At 65.5% G+C, this 12,447-nt stretch carries 12 protein-coding genes; 6 read left to right on the top strand and 6 right to left on the bottom strand.

From position 1 onward, the window contains the following. Position 1: 1 nt before the first annotated feature. From ACFOKJ_RS03780 to ACFOKJ_RS03770, 3 genes are all read right to left on the bottom strand, one after another. Positions 2 to 898, bottom strand: coding sequence for a polyprenyl synthetase family protein (locus ACFOKJ_RS03780; protein ID WP_390276762.1), 897 nt, complete (start codon positions 896 to 898; stop codon positions 2 to 4). Next, entirely contained in the window at positions 888 to 1,121 is a 234-nt protein-coding gene (locus ACFOKJ_RS03775) for an exodeoxyribonuclease VII small subunit (protein WP_390276761.1), read from the bottom strand. Before ACFOKJ_RS03775 ends, ACFOKJ_RS03780 begins: the two co-directional genes overlap by 11 nt. 150 nt (positions 1,122 to 1,271) lie before the next feature. After that, positions 1,272 to 2,243, bottom strand: coding sequence for a TerC family protein (locus ACFOKJ_RS03770; RefSeq protein ID WP_390276760.1), 972 nt, complete (start codon positions 2,241 to 2,243; stop codon positions 1,272 to 1,274). A gap of 146 nt (positions 2,244 to 2,389) precedes the next feature. Between ACFOKJ_RS03770 and ACFOKJ_RS03765 the strand changes: the two genes are divergently transcribed. Further along, positions 2,390 to 3,229, top strand: a complete 840-nt coding sequence (locus ACFOKJ_RS03765; RefSeq protein WP_390276759.1) for an SDR family NAD(P)-dependent oxidoreductase — start codon at positions 2,390 to 2,392, stop codon at positions 3,227 to 3,229. 151 nt (positions 3,230 to 3,380) lie between these two features. On the opposite strand, the gene ACFOKJ_RS03760 is transcribed toward ACFOKJ_RS03765, so the two are convergent. Then, positions 3,381 to 4,565, bottom strand: a complete 1,185-nt coding sequence (locus ACFOKJ_RS03760) for a vWA domain-containing protein (protein WP_390276758.1) — start codon at positions 4,563 to 4,565, stop codon at positions 3,381 to 3,383. Between the two features lie 82 nt (positions 4,566 to 4,647). Between ACFOKJ_RS03760 and ACFOKJ_RS03755 the strand changes: the two genes are divergently transcribed. Genes ACFOKJ_RS03755 through ACFOKJ_RS03745 form a run of 3 tightly spaced genes read left to right on the top strand, consistent with a single transcriptional unit; the run spans position 4,648 to position 8,164 of the window. Next, positions 4,648 to 6,075, top strand: a complete 1,428-nt coding sequence (locus tag ACFOKJ_RS03755) for a coniferyl aldehyde dehydrogenase (RefSeq protein ID WP_390276757.1) — start codon at positions 4,648 to 4,650, stop codon at positions 6,073 to 6,075. After that, the gene (locus ACFOKJ_RS03750; protein ID WP_390276756.1) at positions 6,072 to 6,569 is read left to right on the top strand and encodes a hypothetical protein; all 498 of its coding nucleotides are present in this window, start codon (positions 6,072 to 6,074) and stop codon (positions 6,567 to 6,569) included. Before ACFOKJ_RS03755 ends, ACFOKJ_RS03750 begins: the two co-directional genes overlap by 4 nt. Beyond that, the gene (locus ACFOKJ_RS03745; protein ID WP_390276755.1) at positions 6,566 to 8,164 is read left to right on the top strand and encodes a GMC family oxidoreductase N-terminal domain-containing protein; all 1,599 of its coding nucleotides are present in this window, start codon (positions 6,566 to 6,568) and stop codon (positions 8,162 to 8,164) included. The genes ACFOKJ_RS03750 and ACFOKJ_RS03745 overlap by 4 nt, the downstream gene beginning before the upstream one ends. A gap of 185 nt (positions 8,165 to 8,349) precedes the next feature. Here the strand turns inward: ACFOKJ_RS03745 and ACFOKJ_RS03740 are convergent, their stop codons facing one another. After that, positions 8,350 to 9,615: a methyl-accepting chemotaxis protein gene (locus ACFOKJ_RS03740; protein WP_390276754.1), complete on the bottom strand. Its 1,266-nt coding sequence runs from the start codon at positions 9,613 to 9,615 to the stop codon at positions 8,350 to 8,352. Between the two features lie 142 nt (positions 9,616 to 9,757). Between ACFOKJ_RS03740 and ACFOKJ_RS03735 the strand changes: the two genes are divergently transcribed. After that, positions 9,758 to 10,747: a hypothetical protein gene (locus ACFOKJ_RS03735; protein ID WP_390276752.1), complete on the top strand. Its 990-nt coding sequence runs from the start codon at positions 9,758 to 9,760 to the stop codon at positions 10,745 to 10,747. A 12-nt stretch (positions 10,748 to 10,759) separates the two neighbouring features. On the opposite strand, the gene ACFOKJ_RS03730 is transcribed toward ACFOKJ_RS03735, so the two are convergent. Beyond that, entirely contained in the window at positions 10,760 to 11,935 is a 1,176-nt protein-coding gene (locus ACFOKJ_RS03730) for an alkaline phosphatase family protein (protein WP_390276750.1), read from the bottom strand. 71 nt (positions 11,936 to 12,006) lie between these two features. Here ACFOKJ_RS03730 and ACFOKJ_RS03725 point away from each other — a divergent pair, with 71 nt between their 5' ends. Further along, positions 12,007 to 12,360 carry a YkgJ family cysteine cluster protein gene (locus ACFOKJ_RS03725; RefSeq protein ID WP_390276748.1) on the top strand — a complete coding sequence of 118 codons (354 nt, stop codon included), beginning with the start codon at positions 12,007 to 12,009 and terminating at the stop codon, positions 12,358 to 12,360. Positions 12,361 to 12,447 lie beyond the last annotated feature (87 nt).

Raw genomic sequence — 12,447 nt, 5'->3', positions numbered from 1 at the left:
ATCAGAACGAGCGGGCGACGATGTAGTCGGCCAGCTGTTTCAGGCGCGCGGCCTTGTCGCCGAACGGCGCCAGTGCCGCCAGCGCGTCGTCGTACAGGTCGCGGGCATAGGCCTTGGCCTCGCCCAGGCCCATCAGGCTGACATAGGTGGGTTTGTCGTTGGCCGCATCCTTGCCAGCGGTCTTGCCCAGCGTGGCGGTGTCGGCTTCCACATCCAGCACATCGTCCACCACCTGGAACGCCAGGCCCATGCGCTTGGCAAAGTGGTCCAGCGCTTCGGTCTGGGCGTTATCCAGCGGCGTGCCGCACATGGCGCCCAGCAGTACCGAGGCGCGAATCAGTGCACCGGTTTTCATCAGGTGCATGAACTCCAGCTCCGGCTGCGACAGCGGCTTGCCGACACTGGACAGATCAATGGCCTGGCCGCCGGCCATGCCGGCGTGGCCGGATGCCTGCGCCAGCAGCTTCACCATGGCCAGCTGCTGCGCGGCATCCACGCCCGGTAGCCCGGTGGCCACCAACTCGAAGGCCAGCGTTTGCAAGGCATCGCCCACCAGCAGCGCGGTGGCTTCATCGAACTGCACGTGACAGGTGGGTTTGCCACGGCGCAGCACGTCGTCGTCCATGCACGGCATGTCGTCGTGCACCAGCGAATAGGCGTGGATCATCTCCACGGCGCAGGCCACGCGCGACACGTTGGCCGCATCGGCGCCCACCAGCTCGGCGGCGGCGAAGGCCAGCAGCGGGCGCACGCGCTTGCCGCCCTGCAGCGTGCTGTAGCGCATCGCCTCGTGCAGCACGTGCGGCGCTCGGCTGGCATCCGGCAGCAGGGCTTCCAGCGTGCCTTCCACGGCTTGCTGGGTGGCGGTCATCCAGGCGGTGAAGTTGTCATTGGCCATCGGCGAGGTCCAGCGGCTTGAGTTCGTCGTTCTCCAGCACGCGCAGCTGTTGTTCGGCGTCTGCCAGCTTGCTCTGGCAGAACTTGATCAGTTCCATGCCCTGCTTGTAGGAGGTCAGGGCGTTGTCCAGCGGCATGTCGCCGCTTTCCATGGCACGAATGATGTCTTCCAGTTGAGCCAGCGCGCTCTCGAAGCTGGCCTGGGGCTTGTTGGTTTTGGCCATTGCTGGTCTTTCCGTCAATGAATGGCAGGTCGGCCGCCATTGTAGGCGTTTTTGCTTCGGCTAACAAAGCCGGCATATCGCGCTGCAACAGATGAAAAACCCCGCTGCCAGCTGGGCTGTAGCGGGGTTGTCGTACTGCCGGGCAGCCGCTTAGTGACTGCGCTTGGGGAACAGCAGCGAGGCGATTACCGAACCGCCGATCACCGCGAACACCACGCCCAGCGAAATGCCGATCGGCACATGGAATACCTGCAGCAGCAACAGCTTCAGGCCGATGAAGGACAGCACGATGGCCAGGCCGTAGCGCAGCAGGTGAAAGCGGTCGGCCACGTCGGCCAGCAGGAAGAACATTGCGCGCAGGCCAAGAATGGCAAAGATGTTCGACGTCAGCACGATGAACGGGTCCATGGTCACCGCGAAGATGGCCGGAATGCTGTCCACGGCGAACACCACGTCCGACAGCTCCACCATCACCAGCACCAGGAACATCGGCGTGGCGTAACGCAAGCCGTCCTTGATCACGAAGAAGGCTTCGCCGTGGTAGTCGTTGGTCATGCGGATGTGGCCGCGCAGGAATTTCAGCAGCGCGTTGTTGGTCAGGTCCTGCTCTTCCTCTTTTTCCGGCAGCATCATCTTCAGGCCGGTGAACAGCAGGAAGGCGCCGAACACGTACAGGATCCAGCTGAACTCCGCCACCAGCGCGGCGCCCAGGAACACCATCACCGTGCGCAGCACAATGGCGCCGAACACGCCGTACAGCAGCACGCGACGCTGGTATTCCACCGGCACCTTGAAGAAGCCGAAGATCATCAGGAACACGAAGATATTGTCCACCGCCAGCGATTTTTCGATCACGTAGCCAGTGAAGAACTCCAGTGTCTTCTGATTGGCCACTGCCTCGCCATAGGCGGGGTCATTGGCCAGCGTCCACCACAGCCAGCCGCCAAAGGCACAGGCCACGCTGACCCAGACCAGCGACCAGCCGGCGGCTTCCTTGATGGAAACCTTGTGCGAACCGCTCTGTTTCAATGCCAGCATGTCGATGATGACCATCACCAGCACGGCAACAAAGAACACCGTGTAGAAGAAAGGCGATCCGATCGAAGGGAGGGCCTGTTCCATAGTGGGGAAAACTCCTTAGTGTGAAGGCGCGTAGAGAGTGTGTTTTGTTATTATCGGCCAGGTTTGGCAACAACCCCGGTCAGCGATGTACATATTGTTACATATGCAGGCATGTCTGACGAAACGGGGCATCACTGGTTCAATCCATGCACAAAAATAATCTGAAAAATATTCTGATCACCGGCTGTTCCAGCGGCATCGGCCTGGATGTGGCGCGCGGCTTGCGCGCCGATGGCTGGCGCGTGTTCGCCACCGCGCGGCGTAGCGAGGACGTGGCCAGCTTGGTCGCGGAGGGCTTTGCCGATGCGCTGCAGCTGGATGTGGACGACAGCGACAGCATCCACGCGGCGCTGGCCGAGGTGCTGCGCCGCACTGGTGGCAGGCTGGAGGCGCTGTTCAACAATGCCGGCTTCGGCCAGCCTGGCGCGGCGGAGGACATTCCGCGTCACGCCATGCGTGCGCAGTTCGAAACCAATCTGTTTGGTGCCTGGGAGCTGAGCAACGCGGTGCTGGCGGTGATGCGCCGCCAGGGGGGAGGCCGCATCCTGTTCAATAGCTCGGTGCTGGGTTTTGCAGCAATGCGCTACCGCGGCGCATATAACGCCAGCAAATACGCAATGGAAGGGCTGTGCGACACGCTGCGTCTGGAGCTGGCCGGCAGCGGCATTCATGTCTGCCTGGTAGAGCCGGGGCCGATTGAAAGCCGCTTCCGCCCCAATGCACTGCAAAAATTCCTGGCCAATGTAGATATCGATGGCAGTGCGCATCGGGCGTCCTACCAGCAGCAACTTGCCCGGCTGCAGAAGGTGGGGCATGCACAGCCGTTCACCCTGCCGGGAACGGCGGTGCTGGCGGAAGTACGCAAGGCGCTGGCGGCGCGCCGCCCGGCGGCACGCTACCGGGTGACTTTCCCCACGCACCTGTTCTGGCATCTCAAGTGGCTGCTGCCTACCCGCTGGCTGGATTGGGTGCTGGGGCGGGTGTGAGGGTGTTGTCGGGTCGCTTCTGACCGTCGGCCACGGTGAGCTGCCGTCTTAACACCTGGCGAACACCATTTTGACCGGCGCTCCCCGTAGGGCAATTGGGCGCTACCCAACGTTGGCCGCAAGCGTGTCGGCTTTTGTCGCTGGGTAGTGGTTACGCCGCACCGCGCTTCAGTGCCCGCATGGCGTCGGTCAGGCCGGCCACGGTGAGCGGGAACATGCGCTCGTCCATCAGCTCGCGGATCATCTGTACCGACTGGGTGTACTGCCAGTGTTCCTGCGGCAGCGGGTTCAGCCACACCGCGTGCCGGAACTGCTGCAGCAGGCGTCGCAGCCAGACTTCGCCCGGCTCCGGGTTCATGTGTTCCACGCTGCCGCCCTTGAGCACGATTTCGTAGGGGCTCATGCTGGCATCGCCAACGAAGATCAGCTTGTAGTCGTTGCCGAAGGTGTGGATCACGTCCCAGGTGGCGGTCTGTTCGCTGAAGCGGCGGGCGTTGTCCCGCCACAGCTTCTCGTACACGCAGTTGTGAAAATAGTAGTACTCCAGGTGCTTGAACTCGGCCTTGGCGGCGGAGAACAGTTCCTCGCACACGCGGATGTGGTCGTCCATCGAGCCGCCCACGTCGAACAGCACCAGCACCTTCACCGCGTTGTGCAGCTCTGGTGTCATCTGCACATCCAGCAGGCCGCCGTTCCTGGCCGTGGCGGCGATGGTGGCTGGCAGGTCAAGTGTTTCGGCGGCGCCAGCGCGGGCGAATTCGCGCAGGCGGCGCAGCGCCACCTTGATATTGCGGGTGCCCAGTTCCACCGAGTCGTCGAAATTGCGGAACTCGCGCTGATCCCACACCTTCACCGCGCGGCGGTGGCGTGACTCGTGCTGGCCGATGCGCACGCCTTCCGGGTTGTAGCCGTAGGCGCCGAACGGGCTGGTGCCGCCGGTGCCTATCCACTTGTTGCCGCCCTGGTGGCGCTCTTTCTGTTCTTCCAGCCGCTGGCGCAGGGTTTCCATCAGCTTGTCCCAGCCCATGGCCTGGATCTGCTGTTTTTCCTCCTCGCTCAGGTATTTCTCGATCTGCTTTCGCAGCCAGTCTTCCGGAATGCTGGTCTGCAGATCTTCCAGTGCCAGCTCCAGCCCTGTGGCGTAGCTGGCGAAAACCTGGTCGAAGCGGTCGAAGTATTTTTCGTCCTTGATCAGCACCGTGCGCGCCAGTTGGTAGAACTGCTCCACGCTGCCAAAGGCCAGTTGCTGTTGCAGGGCCTGCAGCAGGGTGAGGTGTTCTTTCAGCGATACCGGCAGGCCGGCGGCGCGTAGTGCCAGGAAGAAGTCGAGCAGCATGAAAAAAGGCGGTGACAAGGAAGAGAAAACTATCTAGAGTCACAACTCTAAACAATTGTTTGATTGCGCTGGAGCATAGCATATGAAAGCTGGCAGCCCCATTGCCGACAGTCTGCACGCATCACTTGCCCAACTGCAACAGCTGGCGGCTGGCAATGCGCCCGATCTGGTCACCCGCCGGGGCTGGCTGGATGGCCTGGCGCGCATGGTGCGCGAGCATCAGGCCGAGTGGATTGCGGCGGTGAATGCCGATTTTGGCTGCCGCAGTGCGGTGGAAACCCGGCTGGCGGAACTGTTCCCGGCACTGGAAGGCATCACCCTGGCGCGGCGCAAGCTGCGTGGCTGGATGCGGCCGCAGCGGCGCGGCACCAGTTTCTGGTTCTGGCCGGCACGGGCCGAGGTACGGCCGCTGCCGCTGGGCGTGGCGGGGGTGATGGTGCCGTGGAACTACCCGATTTTCCTGGCGCTGGGGCCGCTGACCAGCGCACTGGCTGCCGGTAACCGGGTGATGCTGAAAATGTCGGAGCTGAGCCCGCACACCGGTGCTCTGCTGGAAAAGCTCTGCCGGCGCTATCTGGGCGACGATGTGGTGCGGGTGGTGAATGGCGGTATCGACGTGGCGGCGGTATTTGCCAGCCTGCCGTTCGATCACCTGCTGTTTACTGGCTCCACCCGGGTTGGCCGCGTGGTGATGCAGGCGGCTGCGGCCAACCTCACGCCGGTAACACTGGAACTGGGTGGCAAATGCCCGCTGCTGCTGGCGCCTGGTTTCGATATGCGGCGCGCAGTCGGCAGCATCGTGGCCGGCAAGCTGCTGAATGCCGGACAAACCTGCGTGGCGCCAGACTATGTGCTGCTGCACGAGCGCGATCGCGATGCCTTTGTTGCGGCATTGCGCCAGCAGGTGCTGCGGGCCTACCCGCAGCCGGCAGGCAACCCGGATTACACCGCCATCATCAACCCGGCGCATTACCAGCGGCTGCTGGCCTGGCGAGACGAAGCCGCCGAGCTGGGCGCACGGGTGGAAGCAATCTGTGACGACGACCCGGCGGCCATGGCCGCCGCCGGCAAGCTGCCGCTGACACTGATCGAAGGCGCCCCGCCGCAGGCCACGGTGATGCACGAGGAAATCTTCGGCCCGCTGCTGCCCATTGTTAGCTACCGCGAATATGGCGAGGCGCTGGCGTATATCAACGCCCGTCCGCGGCCGCTGGCGTTGTACCTGTTCGATGCCGACCGCCGCCGGGTGCAGCAGACCCTGCAGCAGGTGCGCTGCGGCGGCGTAACGGTAAACGACACTTTGCTGCATGTGGTGCAGGACCAGCTGCCGTTCGGCGGCATCGGCCCATCCGGCATGGGGCATTACCACGGCTACGAAGGCTTCCTCACGTTCAGCAAGCTGTTGCCGGTGTTGCACCAATCGCGGCTGGCCGGGGCGGTGCTGACCCAGCCGCCGCATGGCCGCACCGTACAGCGGCTGCTGCAACTGATGCTGGGGAAGGTGCGATGAGCCTCAGCCGACGACAGTTGATCCAGACCGGCCTGCTGGGCGGGGTGGTGCTGGCCTTGGGCAGCCGGCTGGCCATGCCGCCGCAGGCGCCCAGCTTTGCGGCCAATCCTGCCGACCGCGAGCTGATCGCCGCACTCGGGCGCGGCATGCTGGGGCCGCTGCCGGCCAGCGGGCAGCTGGCGCTGGCAAGCAATGTGCTGACAGCGATTGCCAGCCTGCCGCTGGCGGTGCAGGCCGAAGTGCGGCAGCTGTTCGACCTGCTGCAGCAGCCCCTGGCGCGCCGGCTGCTGGCCGGCGTATCGCCGACATGGGCCGAGGCGGGCGAGGCCGAGGTGCGCGCCTTCCTGCAACGCTGGCGCCACAGCCGGCTGCTGCTGTTGCGCAGCGGCTACCAGGCCTTGCACGGCCTGCTGTATGCCGGCTGGTATGGCGATGCGGCCAGCTGGCCGGCCATCGACTACCAGCTGCCACCGATGATGAAAGGTTTGCTATGAGCCGGTTGCCAGATCCGTGGCAGACAGGGTTGGCCGCAGGCTGGCAGGCGCACGACGGCGCCAGCCTGCGGCAACACCGTACCGTGGAGTGTGATGTGGTGATCGTCGGCAGTGGCGCCGGTGGCGGCATGGCCGCCGAGCTGCTGGCGCAGGCCGGGCTGAAGGTGCTGCTGCTGGAGGAGGGCGCGCGCCACAGCTCGCAGGATTTCCGTCTCAACGAGGCCGAGGCATATCCGCAGCTGTACCAGGAATGTGCCAACCGCCAGACCGCCGACAAGGCCATCACCATCCTGCAGGGGCGTAGCGTGGGCGGCAGCACCACGGTGAACTGGGCCAGTTGCTTTCGCACCCCGGCCGACACCCTGGCGTGGTGGCAGCAGCGGCATGGGCTGCAGGCGCTGGGCGAGGCAGCGCTGGCGCCGTGGTTCCAGCGTGCCGAACAGCGGCTGCACATCGCGCCGTGGCCGGTGGAACCCAATGCCAACAATGCGGTGCTGGCGCGTGGCTGTGCCGCGCTGGGCTGGCGGCATGCGCCCATCCCCCGCAATGTGCATGGCTGCTGGAGCCTGGGCTACTGCGGCACCGGCTGTGCCACCAATGCCAAGCAGTCGATGCTGGTCACCACCATTCCGGCGGCGCTGGCGGCCGGTGCCGAACTGTACAGCCGCATGCGGGTGCGCCGCCTGCTGCTGGAGGGCGAGCAGGTGGTCGGGGTGCAGGCCGATGCCTTGCAGGCCGACGGCGTGCGCGCCAGCGGCGTCACGCTGACCGTGCGTGCGCGGCAGGTGGTGCTGTCGGCTGGCGCCATCGGCACGCCGGCCATACTGCTGCGCAGTCATGCGTCGGACCCGTACCGGCAGCTGGGGCAGCGTACCTTCCTGCACCCGGTGCTGCTGTCCGGCGGCATCTTTGCCGAGCGCATCGAGGGCTACTACGGTGCGCCGCAATCGGTATACAGCGACCACTTTCTGCACACTGGCGCCATCGACGGCTCGTTGGGTTACAAGCTGGAAGTACCTCCCATCCACCCGCTGATCATGGCTGCCACGCTGCCGGGCAATGGCGGCGAGCACCAGCGGCTGATGCAGCGGATGCCGCACATGAACGTGGTGCTGGCGCTGCTGCGCGACGGCTTTCATCCGCGCAGCCAGGGTGGCCGGGTGCGGCTGCGCAGCGATGGCTCGCCGCAGCTGGATTACCCGCTGGGGGAGGTGGAATGGGAGGCGGCACGGCGCGCGCTATTGAGCATGGCCGAGCTGCAGTTTGCTGCCGGCGCCCGCGCGGTGTTGCCGGTGCATGAGGATGCCGGGCTGGCACGCAGCTGGCGCCAGGCGCGGCAGATGATCGCCAACCTGCCGATGCAGGCCTTGCGCACCCGGGTGGTGAGTGCGCATGTGATGGGCGGGGCGGCAATGTCGGCCGAGGCGCGCAGCGGCGTGGTGGATCACCTTGGCCGCCACTGGCAGCTGGACAACCTCACCGTGATCGACGGCTCGCTGTTCCCCACCAGCGTTGGCGCCAACCCGCAGCTATCGGTGTATGCCTTTGCGCTGCGCGCGGCGGACGCGTTGCGGCAGCGCATGCAGGCTGGGTGAAATGGCTGCGGCCAACCTTGGGGTTGGCCGCATGGCTAGCTGTAGGTCGGAAGCCCCGCAGGGGCGTTCCGACAAATTATTGCGTGCGTGTTGGGGGTGGCTACTCCGCCTCCAGGTGTCCAACGTTTGGCGTGCCACAGCATGAGGCGGAACGCCCTGTCGGGCTTCCGCCCTACTTGTGCTGCTCAGAACAGCTCGATATCGCCACCGGGCTGTGCGCTGCCTGCCGTGCCGGACAGTGACAATTCGCTGGTGCGCGCCTTGATGCGCTTTTGCTCGCTCCACTGGTAGTGGCTCAGCTCGAAGTGGCTTAGCGCGGATTTCAGCTTGTCGCCCAGCTTTTGCAGATCGTCCGGCGAGATGGCGTGGATGCGGCTGGTGGCCAGGGCGTCCTGGTTCAGCTGCAGCAGGATGTCGCAGGAGGATTTGGATGAGCTTACCGCGGCATCCTGCGCATTCACCGCCTGGGCGATCTCCATGGTGGCCAGGTTGATGTGGCCGATGGCGGTGGTGATCTGCTCCAGCGCGCTGCGCGACTGGTCGGCATGGGTGGCGGCGAAGTCGGCCTGGCGGTGGGTGTCCGCCATCGAGCGCACCACGCTGCGGGTGCCTTGCTGCACTTCGGCCATGATGTCGCGCACCTGGGCGGTGGCTTCCTGGGTGCGGTGCGCCAGTTTGCGTACCTCGTCCGCCACCACCGCAAAGCCGCGGCCAGCCTCGCCAGCCCGCGCCGCCTCGATGGCGGCATTCAGTGCCAGCAGGTTGGTCTGGTCGGCAATGTCGCGGATCACATCGAGAATGCCGCCGATGCGCTCGGATGCCGCCGACAGTGCCTGCACGTCGCGCTCCGACTGTTCCAGGGTACGGGCGACATCGGTCACGCCATTGATGACAATCAGCGTGGCGTCGCGACTGGCGCTCATGTCCTGTTCGGCGGTGCTGGCCGCCTGGGTTATCGCCAGCAGCTGGCGGTGCAGGGTTTCGGCCTGGGCAATCATGTTGGCTATGCTTTGAATCAGTACCTCGCCGTGGCTGGCCTGCAGCAGGTTTTTCTGCAGCATGGCGCTGTAGGTGTCGGTCAGCTCCTGCGCCATCGGCATCAATCGTGCCGTGGTGGCCATCACCATGCCCATCGCCTCGTCCACGTGCTGGAACATGTGATTGATCTTGTCGCTACAGTGCGCCCACTGCGGCAGGTCTTTTTCCGTCAGCGGCAGCGAGAAGTTGATCGGCTCGGTAGCCAGCGCGCTGAGGTGGTCGCCGATGCGCTGCATCGGGCGGATGAACAGCCGCCAGATGCTCCAGGCCAGGCTGCCCAGCACCAGCAGGCCGGCCAGCAGGGTCAGCAGTACCTGGTTCAGCGTGCCGGCCGGTAATAGCCAGGCCAGCAGTGGCAGCAGCAACAGGGGGGGCAGGGCGGGAAGCAGGCAGCGTAACAGGGGGTGATTCATTAGGTTTCCCTGAAAGAAGGAGGAGGGAGTCGGCTTCCCCTACAAAAAGTGCGTGTATTATCCCGACCGGTCTGCACTTGGCAAGTGTGCGGAAGTCGTAGACTGATTAACAATAAGCCAGATTTATCGAAGGTGACCTGTCATGTGGGAGTGGCTGTTGGGTGGTAACCAGTCGATCAGCCGGTCGAATGTCGAATCGGCGCTGGAACGGCTGGTGGAGGAGGTGGAGCCGCGCATCAAGCTGCTGCCGGATGGCCGGCGCAAGCTGCGTCGTGGCGTGCGGCGCACGCTGCAGTACATGCACGATATGTGCGAGCACCTGCCGGATTCGCTGGACCTGAGCGTGCCCGGCTACAGCCTGGATCGCCGCGTCGGCCTGCTGTTCGCCTCGCCGCAATCGCTGAGCGACATCCTGGCGGGCAGCGAGTCGCTGCATGAATATTTCTCCCACCCTTCCTCCGCCGATACCGTACAGCTGATGCTGGCGATGCAGCCTACCGAGTCCCACCGGCTGGGCAGTGCCTTGCTGCCGGACGGCTCGATCCGCAAGGATGTGCCGCAGACGGTGCTGAGCTTCGATCGCCATCGCTTCATTGCCGCCGGCAGTACCCGCGACGAGGCGATCCGCAAGGGGCGCGAGCATGCGTTTGCCGTGTGGTGCGCCACCCTGGGGGATGGCATGCAGTCGCTGGAGGCACGGCAGCGGCTGTTGAAGGTGGAGCGGCAGGCGCTGCAGCTGCAGCTGCGCAGCGGCGGCCAGGTGCTGAATGCCGAGGCGCTGAACCTGAGCGGTGTGCTGGACAAGGATGGCGCGCAGCAGCGGCTGGTGGAGGTGGAGCGGGAGCTGGCGGCAGGACGGCAGCTCGACTCGCTGGCCGGCAAGCTGGACCTGTTGCGACAGGTAATGGAGGGGCCGGAGGAGTACATCCAGGCGCGCCAGGATACGGTGTGGGTGAATCGCATGGGGGTGCTGACGCCGCCGGAACAGGGTGGCCAGCAGCTGGACTATGCCGAGGTGCTGCTGGGCTACCTGCAGCAGCGCCGCCGCGTGGTGTTTCCGGCCACGCTCAGCCGCGATGCCTGGCGCGAGTGGCAGCAGCGTTGGCCGCAGCAGGAGGCCATGCTGCTGTGAGGTGCCCGTGAGTCAGCCCTGGCCGTGGCAGACAATCAGCGGCACCTGCATTTCGGCGGCACTCAGCCCGCCGTGGTTGCCAATCAAGCGGGGCCGTTCGCTGTCGTCCACCATCTGCAGCAGCCCCCAGTCATCTTTCAGTAGCAGCACGTAGTCGCCCGCCCTTGCGGCCAACTGCGGGTGCAGCGGCGCCGGGCCAAACCACCCGGCCGCCAGTACATCCTCGGCCTTCAGTACCCACAGCGCATGCCCCAGCGCGGCCTCGACGGCTGCCGGAAACGCCTCGGCACATTCCGGGCGCGGTGCGCAGAACGCCACCCGCGGCTCGCCCCACAGCGGCCGCGTCAGCATGGCGGCCAGTTCCGGGTAATCATTCAGAAACAGCAGTTTTTCCGGCGGGATATCCAGCTGACCGTGATCGGCGGTGATCAATAGCCGGGCGGTGCCGGGCAGCGTGGCCGCCAGCGCGGCGCAGTGGCCATCGATGCGCTGCAGCAGCTGCTGCGCCTTGGGGTGGCGGGTGCCCTTGTGGTGCATCAGCGAATCCAGGTCCGGGATATACGCATACACGAACTTGCGGGCTGGCTGCCGGGCCAGCGCCGCCAGCTGCGCGAACAGCGCATCGTAACCGTGCCATGGCAACGCCTCGGCTTCGCCGCCGTGGTGGCGGCTGTAGTGCGAATCGGCAATGTACTCCGGCTGCAGCACGTAGTGGCGCCGATCGCCGCCGGCCAGTGCCGATGGCTGGCGGTACAGCGTAGTAGCCAACGCTTCGTCCGATAGCGCTTCACCCTCGCCACGCCAGTGCTCGCGCAGCGGCAGCGGTGTGGCGATGCAGCCGGCCTCCGGCGCCCATACATGCCAGGACAGCAGGCCGTGCTCCGCCGGCGCTGCGCCGGTGAGCAGGGTGCTGATGGCGGCGGTGGTGGTGCTGGGGAAAACCGACTGCAGCGTGCAGCGCGGCTGCCGCGCCAGCCAGCCATCCGGCGCCAGTGCGGCCAACTGTGCCTCGCCCATGCCGTCGATCAGCAGCAGGATCACCGTTTCCGCATCCTCCAGCCCGTGCAGCAGCGCATGCTGCAGCGGCGGCACGCTGTGGCGGCCATAAAGCCGTGCCGCCAGGTTGGCCAGGCTCTGCTGGTAATCGGGGCGGGGCAAATCGGCGGGAAGCTGGGCGGGCGTGTGCATGGCGAGGCTGGCAGGTGGCGGGTATAGTGCGGTTTTTACCATGCCGGGCCGCTGCCTGCCCACCGTTTGCCATGTCATCTGTGCTTCGTGTCAGCTGTACCGAGTGCGGCGCCTGCTGTGCCGCCTTTCGCGTGTCGTTCCATAAGTCCGAGCTGGCCCACGGCGAGGTGCCGGGCGTGCCGGTGCACATGGCGGTGCACGAGGTGAACAACACCATGCGCATGTGCGGCACCGACGAATCGGTATCGCGCTGCGTGGCGCTGGTGGGCGAGGTGGGCAAGCAGGTGTCGTGCAGCATCTACCAGAACCGCCCGTCGCCATGCCGCGAGTTTGGCCAGTTGGCTGATGTCGGCATCTACGAGGAAGCCTGCAACCGCGCGCGTAGCCGCCACGGCTTGCCGCCGCTGCCGGTGGAGTCCTGGTGAACGCACGCGCCTGATGCCATCGGGGTATTGCGGGCGCCGGCTTGGGGCGCGGCGATGCTTCGTGCTATCCTTGCGCCCCTTTTTTCT

Source organism: Vogesella amnigena, assembly GCF_042648905.1.
In the GTDB taxonomy this organism is placed as follows: Bacteria; Pseudomonadota; Gammaproteobacteria; order Burkholderiales; family Chromobacteriaceae; genus Vogesella; species Vogesella amnigena.
The sequence above is the reverse complement of the archived record's forward strand: the minus strand, read 5'-3'. Positions and strand labels throughout refer to the sequence as shown.

Excerpts from the sequence above, each read along its gene's own strand:
- ACFOKJ_RS03725 (WP_390276748.1), top strand. The coding sequence starts at position 12,007 with ATGTCATCTGTGCTTCGTGTCAGCTGTACCGAGTGCGGCGCCTGCTGT.
- ACFOKJ_RS03775 (WP_390276761.1), bottom strand. The coding sequence starts at position 1,121 with ATGGCCAAAACCAACAAGCCCCAGGCCAGCTTCGAGAGCGCGCTGGCT.
- ACFOKJ_RS03760 (WP_390276758.1), bottom strand. The coding sequence starts at position 4,565 with ATGCTGCTCGACTTCTTCCTGGCACTACGCGCCGCCGGCCTGCCGGTA.
- ACFOKJ_RS03740 (WP_390276754.1), bottom strand. The coding sequence starts at position 9,615 with ATGAATCACCCCCTGTTACGCTGCCTGCTTCCCGCCCTGCCCCCCCTG.
- ACFOKJ_RS03770 (WP_390276760.1), bottom strand. The coding sequence starts at position 2,243 with ATGGAACAGGCCCTCCCTTCGATCGGATCGCCTTTCTTCTACACGGTG.
- ACFOKJ_RS03755 (WP_390276757.1), top strand. The coding sequence starts at position 4,648 with ATGAAAGCTGGCAGCCCCATTGCCGACAGTCTGCACGCATCACTTGCC.
- ACFOKJ_RS03765 (WP_390276759.1), top strand. The coding sequence starts at position 2,390 with ATGCACAAAAATAATCTGAAAAATATTCTGATCACCGGCTGTTCCAGC.
- ACFOKJ_RS03735 (WP_390276752.1), top strand. The coding sequence starts at position 9,758 with ATGTGGGAGTGGCTGTTGGGTGGTAACCAGTCGATCAGCCGGTCGAAT.
- ACFOKJ_RS03730 (WP_390276750.1), bottom strand. The coding sequence starts at position 11,935 with ATGCACACGCCCGCCCAGCTTCCCGCCGATTTGCCCCGCCCCGATTAC.
- ACFOKJ_RS03750 (WP_390276756.1), top strand. The coding sequence starts at position 6,072 with ATGAGCCTCAGCCGACGACAGTTGATCCAGACCGGCCTGCTGGGCGGG.
- ACFOKJ_RS03745 (WP_390276755.1), top strand. The coding sequence starts at position 6,566 with ATGAGCCGGTTGCCAGATCCGTGGCAGACAGGGTTGGCCGCAGGCTGG.
- ACFOKJ_RS03780 (WP_390276762.1), bottom strand. The coding sequence starts at position 898 with ATGGCCAATGACAACTTCACCGCCTGGATGACCGCCACCCAGCAAGCC.